We start from the raw sequence: 20,908 nt of genomic DNA, 5'->3' as shown, positions 1-20,908 counted from the left end.
TTCGAGACTGTCTAGGGGAGCGTTGATCCGTGTCGATTCTGGAAAAGGTCCTCCGCGCGGGCGAGGGCCGTATGGTGCGCCGGCTCAAGGCCATCGCCGCCGCCGTCAACTCGATCGAGGACGACTACGTCAACCTCACCGACGAAGAGTTGCGCGGCATGACCGACCAGTTCAAGGAGCGGCTCGCTGACGGCGAGACCCTCGACGACCTGCTGCCGGAGGCGTTCGCGGTCTGCCGCGAGGCGGCCGCCCGGGTGCTCGGCCAGCGGCCCTACGACGTCCAGGTCATGGGCGGCGCGGCGCTGCACTTCGGCAACATCGCCGAGATGAAGACCGGTGAGGGCAAGACCCTGACCTCGGTCATGCCGGTCTACCTCAACGCGCTCTCCGGCAACGGCGTGCACGTCATCACGGTCAACGACTACCTGGCCCAGCGGGACGCCGCCTGGATGGGCCAGGTGCACGAGTTCCTCGGCCTCACCGTCGGCGTGGTGCTGCCCAACCGGCCGGCCACCGAGCACCGGGCCGCCTACGAGTGCGACATCACCTACGGCACCAACAACGAGTTCGGCTTCGACTACCTGCGCGACAACATGGCGTGGTCGAAGGAGGAGCTGGTCCAGCGCGGCCACAACTTCGCGGTGGTCGACGAGGTCGACTCGATCCTGATCGACGAGGCCCGCACCCCGCTGATCATCTCCGGCCCGGCCGAGCACTCCGCCCGCTGGTACGGCGAGTTCGCGGGCGTCGTGGCCCGGCTCCAGGCCGGCAAGGACGGCGAGGGCGACTACGAGGTCGACCACTCCAAGCGCACCATCGCCGTCACCGAGCGCGGCGTGGCCAAGGTCGAGGACCGGCTGGGCATCGACAACCTCTACGAGTCGGTCAACACCCCGCTGGTGGGCTACCTCAACAACGCCATCAAGGCCAAGGAGCTCTACAAGCGCGACAAGGACTACATCGTCAGCGACGGCGAGGTCCTGATCGTCGACGAGTTCACCGGGCGCATCCTGCACGGCCGCCGCTACAACGAGGGCATGCACCAGGCGATCGAGGCCAAGGAGGGGGTGGAGATCAAGCAGGAGAACCAGACCCTGGCCACCATCACCCTCCAGAACTACTTCCGCCTCTACGAGAAGCTCTCCGGCATGACCGGCACCGCCCAGACCGAGGCGGGCGAGTTCAACAAGGTCTACAAGGTCGGTGTGGTGACGATCCCGACCCACCGGCCGATGGTCCGCCAGGACCGGCCGGACGTGATCTACAAGACCGAGAAGGCCAAGTTCAACGCCGTGGTGGAGGACATCGCCGAGCGGCACGCGATGGGTCAGCCGGTGCTTGTCGGCACCGTCTCGGTGGAGAATTCCGAGATCATCTCCCAGCTGCTGCGCCGGCGCGGCATCCCGCACTCCGTGCTGAACGCCAAGTTCCACGCCCGTGAGGCCGAGATCGTCGCCCAGGCCGGCCGCAAGGGCGCCGTCACCGTCGCCACCAACATGGCGGGTCGTGGCACCGACATCCTGCTCGGCGGCAACGCCGAGTTCCTCGCCGCCAACGAGCTGCGCCAGCGCGGCCTCGACCCGGTCGAGCAGGAGGAGGAGTACGCCAAGGCGATGGAGGAGGTCCTGCCCCAGTGGAAGCAGGCCTGCGACACCGAGGCGGATGAGGTCGCCGCCGCCGGTGGCCTCTACGTGCTGGGCACCGAGCGGCACGAGTCCCGGCGCATCGACAACCAGCTGCGCGGTCGGTCGGGCCGGCAGGGTGACCCGGGCGAGTCCCGGTTCTACCTCTCCCTCCAGGACGAGCTGATGAAGCGCTTCCGCTCCGGCGCCGTCGAGGCGGTCATGGAGCGCTTCAACATCCCGGAGGACGTGCCCATCGAGTCGAAGATGGTCACCAAGCAGATCAAGAGCGCGCAGGCCCAGATCGAGGGCCAGAACGCCGAGATCCGCAAGAACGTCCTCAAGTACGACGAGGTCATGAACAAGCAGCGCCAGGTGATCTACGCCGAGCGGCTGCGGGTGCTCAACGGCGAGGACCTCTCCGACCAGGTCCGCAACATGATCGACGACGTCGTCGACGCGTACGTGCGGGGGGCCACCGCCGACGGCTACGGCGAGGACTGGGACCTGGAGCAGCTCTGGACCAACCTCAAGCAGCTCTACCCGGTGGGCATCACGATCGAGGAGCTGGAGGAGGAGGCCGGCGGCTCGCGGGCCGGCATCGACGCGGACTTCCTGCTCTCCCGCCTCAAGGAGGACGCGCACGCCGCGTACGACCGGCGTGAGGAGCAGCTCGGCGAGGAGGGCACCCGCCAGCTGGAGCGGATGGTCCTGCTCCAGGTCATCGACCGCAAGTGGCGCGAGCACCTCTACGAGATGGACTACCTCCAGGAGGGCATCAGCCTGCGGGCGTACGCCCAGCGCGACCCGGTGGTGGAATACCAGCGCGAGGGCTTCGACATGTTCGCCACCATGATGGACGGCATCAAGGAGGAGACGGTCGGCTTCCTCTACAACCTCGAGGTCCAGGTTAACGAGCCGGAGCCCGAGGCCGAGGAGGTCCAGCTGCTCGACAAGCCGGTCGAGATCCGGGCCAAGGGCCTGGGCCGGGCCCCGCAGCAGCAGGGCCTGCAATACTCCGCGCCGACCATCGACGGCGAGGCCGGCGCCGGTGCGGTGGCCGTCGAGCACGCCGAGCAGCAGGCGCCCGCGCTGGGCGTCGGTCGTCCGGCACCGGCCGCCCCGGCCGCGCCCGGCACGACCGCCCCGGCGGCGCCGCAGCGGCCGGCGTCGGGTCTGCGCGGTCCGGGCGTCCCGGCCGGCAACAACCGGCGGGCGGCGTCGGGGCAGGCGGAGGCCGGCAACGGCCCGTCCCGCAACGCGCCGTGCCCGTGCGGGTCCGGCCGGAAGTACAAGCGCTGCCACGGCTCCCCCAACGGCGGCGCGTGACCGGCAGCTGAGCGGGCGCGCGCCCGCCGGAGCAGTCGAGCCGTGGTCCTCGTGGACCACGGCTCGCTTCCGTCTCGGCCGCCGTCCGGGCGGCTGGCCACCCGGGCCGGGCGTGCGCACCTCGGCGACCGCCGGGTCGGCGCGCACCAGGTCCGCCCCGGGCTCGTGGGTGGACACCATGCGCGGCCCGCACCCCGGCACGTCGTGGCCGGAGCCCGGTGGCTCAGAGCACCTGGAGGGCGGTGCAGAGCCAGCTGCCCCGGCGGTGCTCCAGGCGCAGCGCCATCGCCCAGGTGCGCCCGCCCGTGCCGGCGAGCACCGCGGCCACCTCGACGGCGGCGGTGCGCGGTTCGCAGACCCGCAGCCGGAGCAGGCGTACGGCCGGGCGGGTCGACCGGCGGCGGAGCGGGCCGGAGCGGGCGGTGGCGCGGGCCAGCTCGGGCAGCAGCCCGGCCGCGCGCGCCGGGTCGAGCAGCGGCCTGAGCTGCCCGGGCGAGCGGTAGCCGTTGAGCACCTCCAGGCAGGTGCGGACGAACCGGTGCGCGGCCCGGGTCGCCTCGGGGGTGGCGGTCACCAGCGCGTCCAGTGGCAGCGGGGCGGCGGGCCGACGGCCGGGGCCGGTCGGTACCGGCCGCTGTCGTCGGCCGGGCGGCCGGTCGGCGTCGCGTCGGGACGACTCGAAGAGGTCGAGGACGAGCTGGGCGTGGCCCGGGGCCGGCCAGTGGGCGGCGTCGTCGTCGGTGAACGGCGGCTCGAACGAGGGGGCGGGGCGTAGCCGCACGGGAGGGCGCGCCGGCCCGGGTCGGCGGTGATCGGTCATCCGGGAACCTCCCACGATCTTGCGTTTACCTTCGTTTGCCTTCGACAGGCTCCATTCTCGGACACGGCAGAGCTCACGGTCAATGCCCCTGCGGATCGGACCGGTTACTCCGGGTCGCGGTCGGCGAGCGGGTTGCTCCGCACCCAGTCGGCCGTCTCGGCGTACTTGCGCTCGATGTACTCCTCCAGCCGGGCGCGTTCCACCCGCCACTGGCCGCGCCCGCCGATCTTGATCGCGGGCAGCTCGCCGCTGCGCACCATGTGGTAGACCTGCGAGTCCGACACGTTCAGCTCGGTGGCCACGTCGGAGAGCAGCAGGAACCTCGGCTCCACGGAAACCCCCGGGGTTGGCGTCGTTTGCTTCAGTTTGCCACCGACGGCCGACATGGCCCAGCCGCCCGGGCGCGACCTGCGCCGACCCGCCCCGGGACACACCGGTGGGACGCTTCCACCGCAGAAGGTGCGCGGTGTATGACGGTCACGGCGATAGGGCATGATCGGCCGGGGCCGGCGGAAGCCGGCGCAGGGACCTGAGCGGGGGAGACGACCGGTGACCGAGGAGCTTGTCCGGGTGTACGTGCCGGCGACCGTCCCGATGCTGACCCTCCTACGCGGCGCCGGGCTGCCGGTGGCCGCCGCGCACGCAGTGACCCCCACCCTGCGGGAGTGGTACGCCGAGGGCGACGAGGAGGAGCTGGAGTACGTGGCCTTCACCCGGGCCGCCCAGGACGCGTTGCAGCTGCTCCGGGCCGACCCCGACGCGCCCCGCCGCCGGATCGTCGTCTCGGTCGACCTGCCCGCCTCGGCCGTGGGCCGGGGCGACGGGGAGCTGGGCTCCAGCGCGGTCGAGCTGAGCGCTCCCGTGCCGGTGGGCGCCGTCGCGGCCGTCCATGTGGACGGCGCCGACGCGGTCGAGGACGTGTCCGCTGCGGCGGAGGCGGTCACCGAGGCCCTGGCCGGCGACCCGGACGCGCAGTTCACGGTCGACGGCGCCGAGGACCACGAGCTGGAGTGGTACGACGTCACCGAGCTGGACCTGCTGCTCCGCGCCACCTCCTGACCTCCCGCGCGCCGCCTGCGCAGCCTGACGGCCGGTGCCGGCGCGGCGGGGGCGGGGCGGGTGCCGCGAGGTCAGCGGGTGGGGGCGGCCTCGACCGGCTCGTCGTCGTCGGCGTGGGCCGGCCCCAGGGTGCGGCCGAAGGCGATCATCGCGGTCAGGGCGCCCACGAAGAGCACCCAGATGGCGTTGTCGATCCGGGAGGTGCCCAGCGAGGTCTGGGCCACCGCGTCCGCCTCGCTCAGCGCCCCGGCCAGGTCGAGCAGGGACCGCCCGCCGACCCGGATGATCACCTCGGCGACGATCAGGAGCAGGCCCGGGCCGGCGCCGGCCAGCAGGTAGGCGGGCCAGCGGGGCGCGGGCGCCGCCGCGTCGAGCCGGGCGGCCCGGCGGCGGGCCAGGGTCAGGTACCCGAAGGCCAGCAGCCCGGCCACCAGGCCGGCGAGCAGGGACTCGGTGCGGGACACCCACTTGGCCGCGCTCAGCAGCGACTCTTGACCGTCGCCGCCGCCGAACAGGTCGAAGAGCGGGTCGCGGGCCCGACTGAAGGCCACCACGAAGATCAGCGTGCCGAGGGCGGCGGCCACCACGGCCCCGACCACGGATCCGCTACGCGCGCCGGCGACGGCCCCGCCGACGGTCGCGGCGGCGGCGGTGGTGGCGGCGATCACGTTGGTGGTCGCGTTGTCGGCGTACGTCAGGTTGATCGCGAACGCGGCGGCGAGCCCGACGAGCAGGCCGGTGCCGATCGCCGCCACGAAGCGCAGGGTGACCCGCTCGCTGCCCCGGCGGGCGAGCAGGTCGACACCGAAGAGGGCGAAGCCGGCGCCGGCGACCAGCGCCGCGGAGATCACCCCCGGGAGGGCGAACGCGGAGAGGCTGATGGCGGTGAGCCCGGCCGCCGCGGAGCTGATCACCTCGCGGGTCGACCAGAGCATCGCGGCCAGCCACCCGAGCGCCAGGAGCGCCAGCACGGGCGCACCGGGTGCGAGCGGCAGCGCCGTCCCGCCCCGCGGGTCGACGGAGGGTCCGGTCCCGGTCGCGTCGGTCTCGTCCACCGGTGCGGTGCCGGTGGCGTCCCGCGCTTCGGCGGCGGTGTTCCCGGCGGCGTCCGTCGTGCCGGTGGCGGTTTCCCCGACGGCGTCCGTCGTCTCGGGAACCTCGTCGGCGGCCGGCGCCGACCGGTCCGACTCCGCGGCTGCGGAGCTGCCGGGCTGCTTGGTCATCGTCTTCCCTCCGACGGACGCCCGGCCCCGGTGGGCCGGCAGTTCACCGGCCACCCAGCGTACGCGTCCACCACGCCCGCCCCCGTCGCCCGCCCCGCGCAGGGTGGGAGGGCCGGGGGTGGGGCGTGGAAGAATCGGGAGAGGTCCCGCTGCCGCGACCGGTCAACCCGGCATGGCGTTCGGCGCCGGTCACCCGGCCGGTGCCCGCGGGTCCGGTTTCGCCACCGCTGTCGAGATCGCCAGGAGCCTTGATGGACGCTGTGTTCTCCGTACCCGAGCCGCGCAACGAGCCGGTCCGCAACTACGAGCCGGGCAGTGCCGACCGGGAACGGCTCCAGCGGCGGCTGACCGAGCTGGCCGCCGAGCGGATCGACCTGCCGATGACCATCGCCGGTGAGCAGCGGATGGCCGGCGGCGAGTCGATCGACGTCGTGCAGCCGCACAGGCACGCGCACGTGCTCGGCGTCACCGCACACGCCACCCACGACGACGCCCGCGCCGCCGTGAAGGCCGCCAAGGACGCCGCCGGAATGTGGCGGGCCCTGCCGTTCGAGGAGCGGGCCGCGATCTTCCTGCGCGCCGCCGAGCTGCTCGCCGGCCCGTGGCGCGACACGCTGAACGCGGCCACCATGCTCGGCCAGTCGAAGACCGTCATCCAGGCCGAGATCGACGCGGCCTGCGAGTTCATCGACTTCCTCCGGTTCAACGTGCACTTCGCCCGGGAGCTGCTCGAGGCGCAGCCGATGTCGTCGCCGGGGGTGTGGAACCGCTTCGACCACCGCCCGCTGGAGGGCTTCGTCTACGCGGTCACCCCGTTCAACTTCACCGCCATCGCCGGCAACCTGCCCTCGGCGCCGGCCCTGCTGGGCAACACCGTGGTCTGGAAGCCGGGCCCGACGCAGCAGTTCGCCGCGCACTTCACCATGCGGCTGTTCGAGGCGGCCGGCCTGCCCCCCGGCGTGATCAACATGGTCACCGGGCGCGGCGAGGAGGTCTCCGACGTGGTGCTCGCCGACCCGGACCTGGCCGGCATCCACTTCACCGGCTCCACGAAGGTCTTCCAGCACCTGTGGCGGACCGTCGGCGAGAACATCTCCCGCTACCGGGGCTACCCCCGGCTGGTCGGCGAGACCGGCGGCAAGGACTTCGTCGTCGCGCACACCAGCGCCGACGTCGACGCCCTGCACACCGCCCTGATCCGCGGCGCCTTCGAGTACCAGGGCCAGAAGTGCTCGGCGGCGTCCCGGGCGTACGTCCCGCGGTCGCTGTGGGAGGGCGGGCTGCGCGACCGGCTGGCCGCCACCGCGGAGTCCCTCACCTACGGTGACGTCACCGACTTCGGCAACTTCGGCGGCGCCGTGATCGACGCCAAGGCGTTCGACCGGCACCGCGCCGCGCTGGAGCTGATCTCCGGCGACGACGCCTGCCGGGTCCTCGCCGGCGGCACCGCCGACGACTCCGTCGGCTGGTTCGTCCGGCCCACGCTGTTCGAGTGCACCGACGCGGCGCACGAGACGTTCACCACCGAGTACTTCGGGCCGATCCTCGGCGTGCACGTCTTCGACGACGGCCGCTTCGACGACGTGGTCAACCAGGCCGAGTCGATCGCGCCGTACGCCCTGACCGGGTCGATCTTCGCGACGGACCGCCGGGTGGTCGACGCGGTCGCCGAGAAGATGCGGTACGCCGCCGGCAACTTCTACATCAACGACAAGCCGACCGGCGCGGTGGTCGGGCAGCAGCCCTTCGGCGGCGCCCGGGCCAGCGGCACCAACGACAAGGCCGGCTCCTGGCACAACCTCGTCCGGTGGATGTCGCCCCGGACGATCAAGGAGACCTTCGTCGCGCCGACCGACCACACCTACCCTCACATGGGCTGAGGTGCAGGGAAGGGCCCCTTCCGCGCGCCTCGCGTACCGGAAGGGGCCCTTCCTTGCCGGCGGGCGGGGGTGGGTCGGCGGCGGTACCGTGGCCGCTGTGACCCACCCCACCCCCGCGCAGGATCCCCACTTCGGCGAGCAGGGTGGCCTGCTCACCTACACCGACTATCTGCGGCTGGCCGACCTGCTGGCCGCCCAGGTGCCGGAGTCCGACCCGGCCTCCCACGACGAGCTGCTCTTCATCACCATCCACCAGGTCTACGAGCTGTGGTTCAAGCTGCTGCTCTCCGAGCTGACCGACGCCCGGGACCGGATGCTGGACGGCGAGACCTACCTGCCCCGGGTGCGGCTGGAGCGCTGCCACGTGGTGGAACGGGTCCTGATCGGTCAGGTCGACGTGATCGACACGATGACCCCGCAGGACTTCCTGGCCTTCCGCACCAAGCTCGCCCCGGCCTCGGGCTTCCAGTCCGCCCAGTTCCGGGAGATCGAGTTCCTCTCCGGCCTGAAGGACCCCGACTACCTGCGCCGCTTCCGAGGCCTGCCCGACGTCGAGCGGGAGCGCCTGGAGCGGCGGCTGGCCGAGCCGAGCCTCTGGGACGGCTTCCTGGCCGTGCTCGGCCGGGCCGGTTTCGACGTCACCGAGGATGAGTCCCGCTTCGCGGCGTACGCCACCATCGCCGGGGACCGGGAGCGGTTCGGGCCGCTGTGGGACCTCGCTGAGGCGCTGGTCGCCCACGACCAGGCGTTCTCGCTGTGGCGGGCCCGGCACGTGCTCATGGCCGAGCGGCAGATCGGCACGAAGCCCGGCACCGGGGGCTCGGCCGGTGGGGCATACCTGCGCTCCCGGGTGGAGACCCGGTTCTACCCGGAGCTGTGGGAGCTGCGTAGCCGACTGTGACCGTTCCGCGCCTCCCTGGCGGACTGTCTCGCGCCGACAGTGCACATAGGAACCCGACCGGGTGGCGAAAATGCCAAATCCTGGACGCCGCGTCGGCAAAGTGGCAGCGTGAGGGGCATGGCGGATTCCGGAGTCAACCCCACGGCGGCGGCCCTGCTCGGGCTGCTCCACGAGGGCCCCATGACAGGTGGCCAGTTGATGGCCGCCGCCGAGCGCCGACTGGCGCCGTACTGGTCGATGACGCGTAGTCAGGTCTACCGGGAGCTGCCGGTGCTGGCCGAGCGGGGCCTGGTCCGGATGGGCAAGCCCGGCCCGCGCTCCAGCCAGCCGTACGCGATCACCGCAGCGGGAAAACGGACATTCTCCCGCTGGCTTGCCGAGGAGCCGGGGCGGGACACCATCCGCAACCCGATCGCCCTGCGGATCGCCTTCGGCGAGCTGCACTCGGCCAGCCAGCTCAAGAACCTCCAGGCCGCGGCCAACGACTACCACACCGAGGCCCTGGCCAAGGTCCGGGAGCAGGTCAAGAACGCCAAGAAGGAGGGCGACGCGTACGACGCCAGCGCGCTGGAGTTCGCCGTCGCCTACCACAAGGCCGCCCTGTCCTGGCTGAAGAGCGCCCCGGTCGCCTGACCACAGGGCCTCCCACCGGGATCTTTTGGCTCGTGACTGCGGGGCTCGCAGGCCCGCTCCTCGCACGAGCTGGGTCTTTTTGGCTCGTGACTGCGGGGCTCGCAGGCCCGCTCCTCGCACGAGCTGGGTCTTTTTTGGCTCGTGACTGCGGGGCTCGCAAGCTCACTCCTCGCACGAGCAGTACCCTTGTCTGTCGTGACCGCTGCCGATTACGCCGAACAGCTCAAGGACCTCGACGCCACCCTGCGCAACATCGAGGCGGTGCTCGACATCGACCGGCTGCGCGCGGACAAGGACCGCCTGGAGCAGGAGGCCTCCGCGCCCGACCTGTGGGACGACCAGGCGAAGGCCCAGGAAGTGACCTCGCAGTTGTCGTACGTCAACAGCGAGATCAGCAAGCTCGGCAGCCTCCGTTCCGGGCTCGACGACGCCAAGGTGCTGCTGGAGCTGGCCGAGGCGGAGTCCGACCCGGGGGTGCTCACCGAGGTCGAGGCGGAGATCGCCACGCTGGGCAAGGCCATCGAGGAGATGGAGGTCCGCACCCTGCTCTCCGGCGAGTACGACTCCCGGGAGGCGCTGGTCGCCATCCGGGCCGGCGCTGGCGGCGTGGACGCGGCGGACTTCGCCGAGATGCTGCTGCGGATGTACCTGCGCTGGGCGGAGCGGCACGGCTACCCGACGGAGGTCTACGAGACCTCCTACGCCGAGGAGGCGGGCCTGAAGTCGGCCACCTTCACGGTCAAGGTGCCCTACGCGTACGGCACGCTCAGCGTCGAGTCGGGCACCCACCGGCTGGTGCGGATCAGCCCCTTCGACAACCAGGGGCGCCGGCAGACCAGCTTCGCCGGTGTCGAGGTGCTGCCGGTGGTCGAGCAGACCGACAGCATCGAGATCCCCGAGAACGAGATGCGGGTCGACGTCTACCGCTCCTCCGGCCCGGGTGGGCAGAGCGTCAACACCACCGACTCCGCCGTGCGGCTCACACACATCCCGACCGGCATCGTGGTCACCTGCCAGAACGAGAAGTCCCAGTTGCAGAACAAGGCGTCCGCGCTGCGGGTGCTCCAGGCCCGGCTGCTGGAGGTCAAGCGCCAGGAGGAGCAGGCGAAGCTCCAGGGCCTGAAGAAGGACACCACCGGCGCGTGGGGCGACCAGATGCGCTCGTACGTCCTGCACCCGTACCAGATGGTGAAGGATCTCCGGACGGAGCAGGAGACCGGCAACCCGACCGCGGTCTTCGACGGCGACCTGGACAAGTTCCTCGAGGCGGGCATCCGGTGGCGCAAGCAGCAGCAGCTCGCCGGCGACGCTGCGTGATCAACCGTGGGCGGAGCGCGTCGTCGATCTTCCCGGTACGCCCGAATTGGATGACGCGACTCGCAACGGCGGGGCGTGGGGCTTGGCTCCCCGGTTACACCGCGTAGACTCACGACCCGTGATTCAGCTTGAGCAAGTGACGAAGACGTACCCGAAGGCGTCCCGGCCTTCGCTCGACAACGTGTCCGTCTCGATCGAGAAGGGCGAGTTCGTCTTCTTCATCGGTCCATCCGGCTCCGGCAAGTCCACCATCATCAAGCTGCTGCTGCACGAGGTCGCGCCCAACAAGGGCCGGGTCGTCGTCAACAGCAAGGACGTCACGTCGATGCGTTCCTGGAAGCGACCCCACTTCCGGCGTTCCATCGGCTGCGTGTTCCAGGACTTCCGGCTGCTGCCGAACCGCACCGCGTACGAGAACGTGGCGTTCGCCCTCGAGGTGATCGGCAAGACCAAGGCGGTCGCCCGCCGGGTCGTGCCCGAGGTTCTGGAGCTGGTCGGACTCGGTGGCAAGGAGCACCGCTACCCGCACGAGCTCTCCGGCGGTGAGCAGCAGCGGGTCGCCGTCGCCCGGGCGTTCGTGAACCGTCCGCTGATCCTGCTCGCGGACGAGCCGACCGGAAACCTGGACCCGGACACCTCGATCGAGATCATGCGCCTGCTGGACCGGATCAATCGCACCGGCACGACCGTCGTGATGGTCACGCACGACTCCAACATCGTGAACCAGATGCGCCGCCGGGTCATCGAGATCGAGAGCGGCCGCATCGTGCGCGACCAGGCCCGCGGCGTCTACGGCTGAGTCGACGCCACCCCTGCGCAGCCTGACGACGAACACCTCATGCCGGAGACCCGGAGGAAATCCCGATGCGCGTGAAATACGTCCTGTCCGAGGTACTGGTCGGACTGTGGCGCAACGTGACCATGACCATCGCGATGATCATCACGATGGCGGTCTCGCTGACCATGCTCGGCGCCAGCGGTCTCATGTACCGCCAGGTCGACGACATGAAGGACCTCTACTACAAGAACATCCAGGTCTCGATCTTCCTGACACAGGAGGTGACCCCCGAGCAGCGTGAGTCCCTGGACGCGAAGCTGAAGGCCGACTCGCTGGTCAAGGAGGTCATCTTCGTCAACAAGGAGGAGGCGTACAAGCGCTTCCAGGAGATGTTCCAGGACGCTCCCGACCTGCTCAGCGCGGTCAAGGCGGACAGCCTGCCCGAGTCGTACCGGCTCACGCTGAACAATCCCGAGCAGTACAAGAACATCTACGACCAGTACAAGGACACCGAGGGCGTCGACGAGATCGTCGACCAGAGTCGCCTGCTGGACAAGATCTTCGACATCCTCACCGCGATCCAGAACATCGCCCTGGCCGCCGCGATCGTGATGGCCGTCGCCGCGCTGCTCCTGGTCGCCAACACGATCCAGGTGGCCGCGTACAGCAAGCGGCGTGAGGTCGCGGTCATGAAACTGGTCGGCGCGTCGAACTGGTTCATCCAGGCGCCGTTCGTGCTGGAGGCCGTGGTCGCCGGCCTGATCGGCTCGTTGCTGGGCCTGGTGGCCCTCATCGCGGCCAAGTACCTACTCTTCGACGGGTCGCTCCAGGCGCTGCAGGGCCTGCTCTCCCCGATCGGCTGGGGCGACATCCTGTTCATGTTCCCGCTGATGGCCGGCGTCGGCGGCCTGGTCAGCGCGGTCACCGCCTGGGTCACCCTCCGCTTCTACCTGCGGGTCTGACGCCCGTACGGCTCGACGACGGCCCTCCTGCGCCAGGAACAAACGGCGCGGGAGGGCCGTTGCCGTTCGGGTAGCATGATCTCCGCCCCGCGGCCGGTCACGTCCGGCGCGGATCACCGGAAGGGGGTGGCGCCGATGCCACGGGAAAAGGGACGCAAGGTCGTCGCCTCCAACAAGAAGGCCCGGCACGACTACGCGATCCTCGACACCTACGAGGCGGGCATGGCGTTGACCGGCACGGAGGTCAAGTCGCTGCGGGCCGGGCGCGCGTCGCTGGTCGACGCGTTCGCGCAGGAGCGCAACGGCGAGCTCTACCTGCACGGGATGCACATTCCCGAGTACACGCAGGGCACCTGGACCAACCACGAGCCCCGGCGGACCCGCAAGCTGCTGCTCAACCGGCTGGAGATCGACCGGCTGATCGGCAAGACCCGCGAGGGCGGCCTGACCATGGTGCCGTTGCAGGTCTACTTCTCCGACGGCTGGGCCAAGGTGGAGATCGCCCTGGCGAAGGGCAAGAAGTCGTACGACAAGCGGCAGGACCTCGCCAAGCGGGACGCGGACCGGGAGATCGCCCGGGTCGCCGGCCGGCGTGGCAAGGGCATGGATGACTGAGGTGTCCGTCCTGTCCGGTTCGGCGCGCCCGCCGGGGGCTCGGGATGAAACCCGTTGCGGCAGGCGTTACGCTTGTCAGTGCCGCCACATCGGCGGCCTGTCGAGGGGGTGACTGGTTTCGACTTCGTACGCAGCGACAGGGGAAGCGAGCCGAGGAAGCCGACGTCGTCTCGAGAATCGGTCGTCGGAAACCAATAAGCGCCAAGAACAATCGCGCTGACTTCGCTCTCGCCGCCTGAGGCGAGTAGTGAGTCTGTCGGCCTGGGAGCGCCTTCGACCCAGTTAGCCGGCATCAGCTAGAAGGCTGGCCAATCGGACCCGGTCGCGGGGTCCGTGCGGCGAGATCAATCAGCGACTGGGCCCGTCACACCAACTTGCTCGCGTGAGCGGTGGGGCCGAGTAGAGGCACAGCGAGCTGCGCTCGGAGAAGCCCTGACAAACCGGCGAAGGACCCGGGTTCGATTCCCGGCACCTCCACCACCAGACGATGCGCCCCGGTCCACCGGACCGGGGCGCATCGTCGTGTCGGGACCGGTCGGCCTGGGGCGCCCGGGTCGCACGGGACAGGAGGGGCGGATGGGACCGATGAGGTCGTCCCGCCTCTGGACAGGGCGGACGCGCGGGTCCACCATCGCTGTACGCGGTCAGACGCGACGCGGGAGGTGCCCATGGTCACCGGTCCGATCCAGCAGCCGCCCACCCCGCCCGGAGGGCTCCGGCCGCCCGCCGCGCGCCGGCCTCCCGGCACCCCGCCCGGAGGCCTGCACCCGCTCGCCCGGGCGCTGGCCGTCGCGCCGGCCGGACCGCGCTGGCGGGAGCGTTTCCTCGTGGGGCTCGGCCCCGTGCGACGGGGCTTCACGGAGCACGTCCGGGTCACCGAGGGGCCCGCCGGCCTCTACGCCGAGGTGCTCGGCCAGGCGCCCCGGCTGGAACGCGGGGTGCGGCTGCTGGCCCGGGAGCACGTCGCCATCACCGCCGCGCTGAGCGCCCTCCAGCAGGCGGCGGAGCTGCCGGACGCCTCGCTCGACGACCTCCTGGGTCGGGCCGCGCACCTGCTACGGGCCCTCGCCCGGCATCGGCAGCGCGGCGCGGACCTGCTCTGGGAGGCGTACGAGACGGATCTCGGCGGAGAGACCTGACCAGGGGGAACCGGCGTGGACGTACCGGCGTCCAACCCACATGCGCCGTACCGCCGCCCTGCTGGGCCTTCCGCTGTTGATGATCGTCGCCGGGTGCGCGCCGGCCGGCTCCGACCCGGCCGTCGACCCGGTCGCCTCCGACCCGCGTCAGGACGCCTTCGCCCAGCGGGCCACCGAGGTGGCCGACTCGTGGCGACCGCTTCCGGCGTGGAAGTCCGGTTACGTGCCCATGCAGGACCCGACGGTGCTCGTCGGCGACCCGGGCTTCACCGGGGAGACCAAGATGGCCTTCCTCAACGGCTGGTACCGCGACCAGGTCACAATGCCCGTCGCGCAGCCCGCCGACGGCACCATCAAGTTCCCGGACGGCACGCTGACCGTCCCGCTGGTCAGCGCCGCCGCCGCGTACGGGCAGCTGGACCAGGGGGATCCGCCGCCGTGCGACGGCCGCCCCAAGGACCCCGGGACCAAGCTCCCCGGTGGTGGCCCCACCATCGAGCCGGGGCCCGACGGCCCGGTGAGCAGCAACTCGCAGACCGCCTGCGTCCCGCTGACGGTCACGGCCGTGAAGCTGGGCACCGCGCCGGTGCGCACCAGCCGGGGCGAGGCGCAGGTGCCGGCGTGGCTGTTCACCGTCGAGGAGATCACCGCGCCGGTGGCCCGGCTCGCCGTGGCGCCGCAGGCCGTCACCGCCCCGCCCGAGCCCGCCCCGCCCGCCCGCCCGGCCCCGGAGGGCCTGGTCGGCGCACAGGACGTCCAGTCCGTGAACGGCACCGAGCTGACCTGGCGGCTCGGCGTGGGCACCTGCGACACCGGGATCACCCCGATGGTGCAGGAGCGCGACGACGTCGTGGTGGTGGGCGGCAGTGTGATCCGCGCCACCGGCGTGTGCAACGCGATGCTGAAGATGGAGCCGGTCACCGCCACGCTGAAGGCGCCGCTGGGCGACCGGCCGATCCTCGACGTGCTCACCGGCGCGCCGCTGCGCCTCGCGACGCGCTGACGGGAGCGACCGGGCGGCGGCTCACAGGAGCCGGGGCACCTCGGTGCTGACCGGCACCGGCAGCACCGTCGGGCCGTCGGCGCGCAGGCCGGCGGCCAGGGCGTCGCCGAGCTGCTCCGGGGTCTCCACGACGGTGGCCGTGCAGCCGTAGCCCCGGGCGATCGCGGTGATGTCCAGCCCCGGCAGGTCCAGCCCGGGCACCCCCGGGGTGTCCTTGAATTCGGCGAAGGCCTTCAGGATCGCGTACTGCTGGTTGACCGGCACCACCACGACCAGCGGCAGGCGCAGCCGCGCGGCGGTCCAGAGCGCCTGCACCGAGTAGTGGAACGAGCCGTCCCCGATCACCGCGACCACCGGCCGTCCCCGGCCGGTGTCGCGCTGCGCGAGCGCGATGCCGACCGCCGCCGGCAGGCCGTACCCGAGGCCGCCGCTGGCCATCGTGAAGTACGACCCGGGGCGGGTGGCGCGCAGCCGGCGGCGCAGCGCCGGCAGGCTGGACGGCGACTCCTGGACCAGGATCCCGTCGGCCGGCCAGTGCCGGGCCAGGGCCGCGAAGAGGGCGTCGGGGGCCAACGGCAGCCCGTCCGCCGGCGGGGGCGGATCGGGGCGCGCGGGCGGCGCCGGCCGGTCCGCCGCCGGGAGCAGGTCGACCAGGGCGGTCAGGGCCAGCCCGGCGTCGGCGAGCAGGCTGTCGCCCACCGGAGCGCGGGCCGCCTCGTCCGGGTCGTCGGTGACGTGCAGCAGGCGGGCCCCGGCGGGCAGGTGGTCGCCCGGCACGTGCGGGTAGTAGCGGAAGACCGGCGCCCCGACCACCAGCACGGTGTCGTGCCCGTCCAGCGCCTCCGAGAGCGGCCCCATCGCGAACGGGAGCACCCCCCGGAAATGCGGGTGGTCCTCGGGGAAGGCGGCCCGCTCCGGCGCGGGCGCCGACCAGACCGGCGCGGCGAGCCGCTCCGCCAGCGCCACGGCGGCGGGCCAGCCGTCGGCCCGGTCCACGGCCGCGCCGAGCACCAGCGCGGGCGCGCGGCTGGCGGCCAGCACGGCGGCGAACTCGCGCAGCCGGCGCGGGTCGGGCGCGAACCGGTTCGCCACCGTACGCACCGGCGGTGGCGGGTCGGCCGGCTGCGCCCAGTCGTCGAGGGGCAGCGAGAGGAAGACCGGCCCGGCGGGTGGCTGCACCGCCGTCGCGTACGCCCGCATCAACGCCGCCGGGACGTCCTGCGCGCGGACCGGCTCGTGGCTCCACTTCACGTACGGCTGGGGCAGTTCGGTGGCCCGCCGGCTGGCCAGCCGGGGCTCGATCAGCAGCATCTCCCGGGTCTGCTGGCCGGCGGTGACGATCAGCGGGGTGCGGTTGTGCCACGCGGTGACCAGGTTGCCCATGCCGTTGCCCGTGCCGGGCGCGGTGTGCAGGTTGACGTGCGCCGCCCCGCCGGTGGCCTGCGCGTAGCCGTCCGCCATGCCGACGGCCGACGCCTCGTGCAGGGCGAGCACGTAGTGGAAGTCGTCCGGGAAGTCGCGCAGGAACGGCTCCTCCGTGGAGCCGGGGTTGCCGAAGACCGTGGTCAGGCCGAGGGCACGGAGCAGGTCGTACGTGGTGTCGCGGACCGTAGCCATCGCCCTCAGGCTATCGGGGCGACTCGGGCTATCCGGGCCTTTCGCCGCTCCTCACCTCAGGGGAGCGCGAAGGGCAGGGTGATGCCGTCCAGCGCGTGCCCGCAGGCGCAGTCCCGCTCGGCCGGCAGCGCGGCGACGGCCGCCAGCAGCAGGCCCCGCAGCCGGTCGGTGTTCTCCCCGAAGACCCGGAACACCTCCTCCTGCGTCACCGCGCCGCCGCCCTCCACGCCCGCGTCGAGGTCGGTGACCAGGGCGATCGAGGAGTAGCAGAGGGCCAGCTCGCGGGCCAGCACCGCCTCCGGGTGGCCGGTCATGTTGACCACCGTGCCGCCGATCGAGGCGTACCACCGCGACTCGGCACGGGTGGAGAAGCGCGGGCCCTCGACCACCACCACCGTCCCGCCGTCCACCGCGGGCACGTCCCGGCCGGCCGCGGCGGCCAGCAGCGTACGCCGGCCCGAGGGGCAGTACGGGTCGGCGAAGGAGACGTGCACCGCGCCCCGGTCGTAGTAGGTCTGCGTCCGTCCGCTGGTGCGGTCGATCAGCTGGTCGGGCACCACGAACGTGCCCGGCCCGAGGTCCGGCCGCAGGCCACCCACGGCGCAGGGGGCGAGCACCTGGCGTACGCCGAGGGAGCGCAGCGCCCAGAGGTTGGCCCGGTAGGGGATCAGGTGCGGCGGGTGGCGGTGGTCCCGGCCGTGGCGGGGCAGGAACGCCACCCGCCGGCCGCTGACCTCGGCGATCGTGACGGCGTCGGACGGCGGCCCGAAGGGCGTCTCCACCACGTGCTCGGTCGCGTTGTCGAGCAACGCGTACAGCCCCGAACCGCCGATCACCGCGAGTTCCGCCGTGGGACCCATCGGCCCTCCCTCGTGTCCGCCGATCTACCGCACGTCAGACCTTAGCCACCGCCCCGGGGGCAAGCTATGGTGCCAGGCATGGCGTTCACAGCGCGGATGACACCGGTGCCCCCGGGCGTCCCGGTCCGGTCGGTCTGACGGGTGTCCGGCATGCAGGGAGAGGGGCAGGCGATCGGCGGGCGGGCGACGGGGTCGATGACCGGGCGGCTGCTGGTCGCGACGCCGGCGCTGAAGGACCCGAACTTCGACCGTACGGTGGTGCTGCTGGTGGCGCACGAGCCCGGCGGCGCCCTCGGCGTGGTGCTCAACCGGGCCACCGAGGTGCCGGTCGCCGAGGTGCTCGGCGACTGGAGCGACCTGGCCCGCGACCCGGCGGTGCTCTTCGAGGGCGGCCCCGTGCAGCCCGACTCGGCGATCTGCCTGGCCCGGATGCGTCACCCGGTGCAGCGGCTCAGGGGATTCCACCAGGTCTCCGGGGCGGTCGGCACCCTCGACCTCTCCGTCGACCCGGGGCCGCTGCGGGAGGGCATCACCGGCATCCGGGTCTTCGCCGGCTACTCCGGCTGGGGCACGGGGCAGTTGGAGCAGGAGATCGAGGACGGCTCCTGGTTCGTGCTGGACGCGCTGCCCGGCGACGCCTTCGTGGACCGGCCGGACGACCTGTGGCCGATGGTGCTGCGCCGCCAGGGCGGCATGATGGCGGCGGTCGCGCACTTCCCGCCGGACGTGGCGCTCAACTGAGCCGCGGGGTGGGCCCCCGCGAGATGACCATGCGGCGGGCGCTGTGTATAGTTCTGTCGTGCCCGGGTGACCGGGACGAGGCAAGGGGCCGTGGCGCAGCTGGTAGCGCACCACACTGGCAGTGTGGGGGTCAGGGGTTCGAGTCCCCTCGGCTCCACCCTTGTTTTACAGGTCAGCGGCCTGGTCGAGAGCGATTCGACCAGGCCGCTGATTCGTTCTCCGGCCGGTCAGGCGGCGCGGCGGGCGCGGCGGCGGGCCTGCATGAAGGCGGTGTCTCCGCGTACGCCGTTCCACCAGGCCCACGGAACGCCGGTCACGTACCGGCCGATCGAGGCGAAGACCGGCGCGGCGTCGGCGTCGCGGCCGGTGCGCGCCAGCCCGTACGCCAGGATGTTCGCGTCGATCAGCCAGTCGGCGTGCCGGGTGGCCGGCTGGTGGAACCACCGGGACAGCGCGTTGTCGAGATCCGACTGCATGACCGGGTCCTGCCGCCACCGCTCGCTGACCTCACCGGCGGCGCTGTCCTGGGATGCGCGCTCCTGCTCCCACAGCGCCCACTCGGCGGCGGCCTGTACCGGCAGCACGTGCAGCGGCGAGCCCGCAGGCGCCGCGGCGGCGACCGACCGGGCGAAGCCGAACATCGCCTCGTGCGAGCCGCTCCACTTCCGGCAGTGGTAGGTCAGCTTGAGCATGTGCCCCTCCCGATGCCAGGGGTCGCGCCGGGTCAGCTCACGCCACGTCTCCTCGACGTCCTCCCGTGGCGTGCTCTGGCCGATCATCAGGTCCAACAGGTTCACGTACGGCGTGGGGTCCTCGGGTGCGAGCCGCATCGCCAGATCGTTCACCTGCCGGGCCAGTTGCAGCAGGCGGTTGAACTCGGTCCACTGCTCCGGACGGACGCTGGCGGCCCAGTCCCCGCCGCGCACCTCCCAGGCTCGTGCCATCAGGGACCGGGCACGTACGAGTTGCGCATCCGGACTGGTGGGCGTGCGCGCCGCCCAGCGGTCGGTCCAGGCGGCCGCGGTGTCGACCCGGCCGGTCGCGGGGTCGACCCGGGATCCCAGCCCACCGGCGGTCGATTCGGCCATGACGCGGACGTACCGCGCCCGACGGTCGTGGTCACCTCGGGTGGCAGCCAGAGCCTTCCGGGCGGCTTCGGCGTCGGAGCCGTACCGCGCCTGCGTGCACGCCTCGCGCAGCACGGCGTCGTCCTGCGCCAGGTTCGTATCGATCTGGCGGGTGAGCAGCCGCCACACGGTTGAGATCACAACCAAGGATGGTAGGCGTCGGCTGGCGTCCTCCTCGGGCCCGGACCTGGTCCCCCTCGGGAATAGGGGTCCTGTCGCACAAGTGAGGCGTTGTCGCCCACCGTGCCTTCTGTCACGATCGCCCCACTGGAGGCCTTTCCCCCGCCCGGTGGTTGGGCCCGATCCCGTGCGGCCAGCGAAGGAGCCGATGGTGGACCACCCCCACGCGTTGACAGCCGAGCAACTGGACCAGTTCCGGCGCGACGGGCACCTGATCCTGCGGGGCGTGCTCCCGACCGGGACGCTGGACGCGCTGCACGGCTCGTTCAGCCGCGTCGTCGACCACCTCGCCCGGCAGTGGCAGCAGCGCGGGATGATCACCGAGACCTTCGCCGACCTGCCGTACGACCAGCGCTACCTGCGCCTGATCGAGTCCAGCCAGGTCCGCGTACCGGCCGCCTGGCGGCGGATCCTGGTGGGCCGGCCGGTGTACGACCTGTGGCGCACCCCCGAACTGCTCGGCCCGGTGCGCAGCCTGATCGGTGACGAGGTCTACGCGCACGGCGTCTGGAACGCCCGGCCGCGCGACCCCCACGGCCGCACCCAGCAGGTCGCCTGGCACCAGGACGCCTACTACTACAAGGGTTGGGACGCCTCGGTCGGGCCGCTGCTGTCGGTGTGGATCCCGCTGGTGCCCGTCGACGAGGACACCGCCTGCCTCCAGTTCGTCACCGGCTCGCACACCCGGGGCTGGATCTCCCGCGACCGCCTGCCCAACGGCGAGTACGGCACGTCGGACGAGGCCGTCGGGGACGGCCCCGTCAGCACCGCCCGGATGGAGCCCGGCGACGTGGTGATCTTCACGGACACCACGCTGCACCGCTCGACGCCCAACGTGTCGGACCGCATCCGGTGGAACATCGACATCCGGTTCGCCCCGGCGGTCGACGAGGTGGTCCGGAACTCGCCGCGCGGCTACCGCTGCTTCAGCGCCGCCGACCCGGCACAGGTCGAGTCGTTCGAGACCTGGGCCGGCCGGTACCGGTACGAGCCGGAGGACCTGCTGACGGAGCTGACGAACTTCGAGGAGGGCTACGACCTCGACGTGCTCAGGGCGTTCTCCCGGGCGTCGCCGTACGCCGACATCTACTGAGGCCGCCGC

At 72.1% G+C, this 20,908-nt stretch carries 19 protein-coding genes, 1 tRNA gene and 1 other RNA gene; 15 read left to right on the top strand and 6 right to left on the bottom strand.

Annotation, left to right across the window (positions count from 1 at the left end; translation table 11 throughout):
- Nucleotides 1–29 precede the first annotated feature (29 nt).
- Nucleotides 30–2,951 (top strand): preprotein translocase subunit SecA, encoded by a 2,922-nt coding sequence (gene secA, locus ACLQ20_RS01165; protein WP_151457259.1) that lies wholly within the window; start codon nt 30–32, stop codon nt 2,949–2,951.
- A 223-nt stretch (nt 2,952–3,174) separates the two neighbouring features.
- Here the strand turns inward: secA and ACLQ20_RS01160 are convergent, their stop codons facing one another.
- Both ACLQ20_RS01160 and ACLQ20_RS01155 read right to left on the bottom strand, forming a co-directional pair.
- Nucleotides 3,175–3,771, bottom strand: coding sequence for an Rv3235 family protein (locus ACLQ20_RS01160; RefSeq protein ID WP_151457260.1), 597 nt, complete (start codon nt 3,769–3,771; stop codon nt 3,175–3,177).
- Nucleotides 3,772–3,875: 104 nt separating this feature from the next.
- Nucleotides 3,876–4,157, bottom strand: coding sequence for a helix-turn-helix domain-containing protein (locus tag ACLQ20_RS01155; RefSeq protein ID WP_192581584.1), 282 nt, complete (start codon nt 4,155–4,157; stop codon nt 3,876–3,878).
- Nucleotides 4,158–4,320: 163 nt separating this feature from the next.
- Here ACLQ20_RS01155 and ACLQ20_RS01150 point away from each other — a divergent pair, with 163 nt between their 5' ends.
- Complete coding sequence (locus ACLQ20_RS01150) at nt 4,321–4,830, top strand: DUF6912 family protein (RefSeq protein ID WP_132233598.1); 510 nt, start codon at nt 4,321–4,323, stop codon at nt 4,828–4,830.
- Nucleotides 4,831–4,901: 71 nt separating this feature from the next.
- Here ACLQ20_RS01150 and ACLQ20_RS01145 read toward each other — a convergent pair whose 3' ends face one another.
- Nucleotides 4,902–6,053, bottom strand: coding sequence for a hypothetical protein (locus ACLQ20_RS01145; protein ID WP_425853923.1), 1,152 nt, complete (start codon nt 6,051–6,053; stop codon nt 4,902–4,904).
- Nucleotides 6,054–6,304: 251 nt separating this feature from the next.
- On the opposite strand from ACLQ20_RS01145, the gene pruA reads away from it, so the two are divergent.
- The 10 genes from pruA (at nt 6,305) to ACLQ20_RS01095 (ending at nt 15,281) form a co-directional block, all read left to right on the top strand.
- Nucleotides 6,305–7,933, top strand: a complete 1,629-nt coding sequence (gene pruA, locus ACLQ20_RS01140) for an L-glutamate gamma-semialdehyde dehydrogenase (protein ID WP_151456886.1) — start codon at nt 6,305–6,307, stop codon at nt 7,931–7,933.
- A 97-nt stretch (nt 7,934–8,030) separates the two neighbouring features.
- Nucleotides 8,031–8,834, top strand: coding sequence for a tryptophan 2,3-dioxygenase (locus tag ACLQ20_RS01135; RefSeq protein WP_327030554.1), 804 nt, complete (start codon nt 8,031–8,033; stop codon nt 8,832–8,834).
- Nucleotides 8,835–8,951: 117 nt separating this feature from the next.
- A complete protein-coding gene (locus tag ACLQ20_RS01130; RefSeq protein ID WP_132233606.1) occupies nt 8,952–9,467 on the top strand; it encodes a PadR family transcriptional regulator in 516 nt (171 codons plus the stop codon).
- Between the two features lie 195 nt (nt 9,468–9,662).
- On the top strand, nt 9,663–10,784 hold the full coding sequence (gene prfB / locus ACLQ20_RS01125; protein ID WP_151456888.1) for a peptide chain release factor 2: 1,122 nt from the start codon (nt 9,663–9,665) through the stop codon (nt 10,782–10,784).
- A 118-nt stretch (nt 10,785–10,902) separates the two neighbouring features.
- A complete protein-coding gene (ftsE, locus tag ACLQ20_RS01120; protein WP_091622236.1) occupies nt 10,903–11,583 on the top strand; it encodes a cell division ATP-binding protein FtsE in 681 nt (226 codons plus the stop codon).
- A gap of 65 nt (nt 11,584–11,648) precedes the next feature.
- Nucleotides 11,649–12,524 carry a permease-like cell division protein FtsX gene (ftsX, locus tag ACLQ20_RS01115; RefSeq protein WP_151456889.1) on the top strand — a complete coding sequence of 292 codons (876 nt, stop codon included), beginning with the start codon at nt 11,649–11,651 and terminating at the stop codon, nt 12,522–12,524.
- A 135-nt stretch (nt 12,525–12,659) separates the two neighbouring features.
- Nucleotides 12,660–13,139 (top strand): SsrA-binding protein SmpB, encoded by a 480-nt coding sequence (gene smpB / locus ACLQ20_RS01110; RefSeq protein ID WP_088964850.1) that lies wholly within the window; start codon nt 12,660–12,662, stop codon nt 13,137–13,139.
- Nucleotides 13,140–13,243: 104 nt separating this feature from the next.
- Nucleotides 13,244–13,619, top strand: a transfer-messenger RNA (tmRNA) gene (gene ssrA, locus ACLQ20_RS01105).
- Nucleotides 13,620–13,807: 188 nt separating this feature from the next.
- Nucleotides 13,808–14,278, top strand: coding sequence for a hypothetical protein (locus tag ACLQ20_RS01100; protein ID WP_327030555.1), 471 nt, complete (start codon nt 13,808–13,810; stop codon nt 14,276–14,278).
- A 40-nt stretch (nt 14,279–14,318) separates the two neighbouring features.
- The gene (locus ACLQ20_RS01095; RefSeq protein WP_425853922.1) at nt 14,319–15,281 is read left to right on the top strand and encodes a hypothetical protein; all 963 of its coding nucleotides are present in this window, start codon (nt 14,319–14,321) and stop codon (nt 15,279–15,281) included.
- 21 nt (nt 15,282–15,302) lie between these two features.
- On the opposite strand, the gene mdlC is transcribed toward ACLQ20_RS01095, so the two are convergent.
- Both mdlC and ACLQ20_RS01085 read right to left on the bottom strand, forming a co-directional pair.
- Complete coding sequence (mdlC, locus tag ACLQ20_RS01090; protein ID WP_425853921.1) at nt 15,303–16,898, bottom strand: benzoylformate decarboxylase; 1,596 nt, start codon at nt 16,896–16,898, stop codon at nt 15,303–15,305.
- Nucleotides 16,899–16,954: 56 nt separating this feature from the next.
- The gene (locus tag ACLQ20_RS01085) at nt 16,955–17,758 is read right to left on the bottom strand and encodes an S-methyl-5'-thioadenosine phosphorylase (protein ID WP_151455172.1); all 804 of its coding nucleotides are present in this window, start codon (nt 17,756–17,758) and stop codon (nt 16,955–16,957) included.
- Nucleotides 17,759–17,908: 150 nt separating this feature from the next.
- Here ACLQ20_RS01085 and ACLQ20_RS01080 point away from each other — a divergent pair, with 150 nt between their 5' ends.
- Both ACLQ20_RS01080 and ACLQ20_RS01075 read left to right on the top strand, forming a co-directional pair.
- Nucleotides 17,909–18,499, top strand: coding sequence for a YqgE/AlgH family protein (locus ACLQ20_RS01080; protein ID WP_151455171.1), 591 nt, complete (start codon nt 17,909–17,911; stop codon nt 18,497–18,499).
- 84 nt (nt 18,500–18,583) lie between these two features.
- A tRNA-Ala gene (locus ACLQ20_RS01075) sits at nt 18,584–18,656 on the top strand.
- Nucleotides 18,657–18,726: 70 nt separating this feature from the next.
- On the opposite strand, the gene ACLQ20_RS01070 is transcribed toward ACLQ20_RS01075, so the two are convergent.
- Nucleotides 18,727–19,767, bottom strand: a complete 1,041-nt coding sequence (locus ACLQ20_RS01070; RefSeq protein WP_425853920.1) for a DUF4034 domain-containing protein — start codon at nt 19,765–19,767, stop codon at nt 18,727–18,729.
- A 190-nt stretch (nt 19,768–19,957) separates the two neighbouring features.
- On the opposite strand from ACLQ20_RS01070, the gene ACLQ20_RS01065 reads away from it, so the two are divergent.
- Complete coding sequence (locus tag ACLQ20_RS01065) at nt 19,958–20,899, top strand: phytanoyl-CoA dioxygenase family protein (protein WP_425853919.1); 942 nt, start codon at nt 19,958–19,960, stop codon at nt 20,897–20,899.
- Nucleotides 20,900–20,908: the final 9 nt, after the last annotated feature.

The organism is Micromonospora sp. DT46 (genome assembly GCF_049841735.1).
GTDB classification, from domain to species: Bacteria; Actinomycetota; Actinomycetes; order Mycobacteriales; family Micromonosporaceae; genus Micromonospora; species Micromonospora reichwaldensis.
The sequence above is the reverse complement of the archived record's forward strand: the minus strand, read 5'-3'. Positions and strand labels throughout refer to the sequence as shown.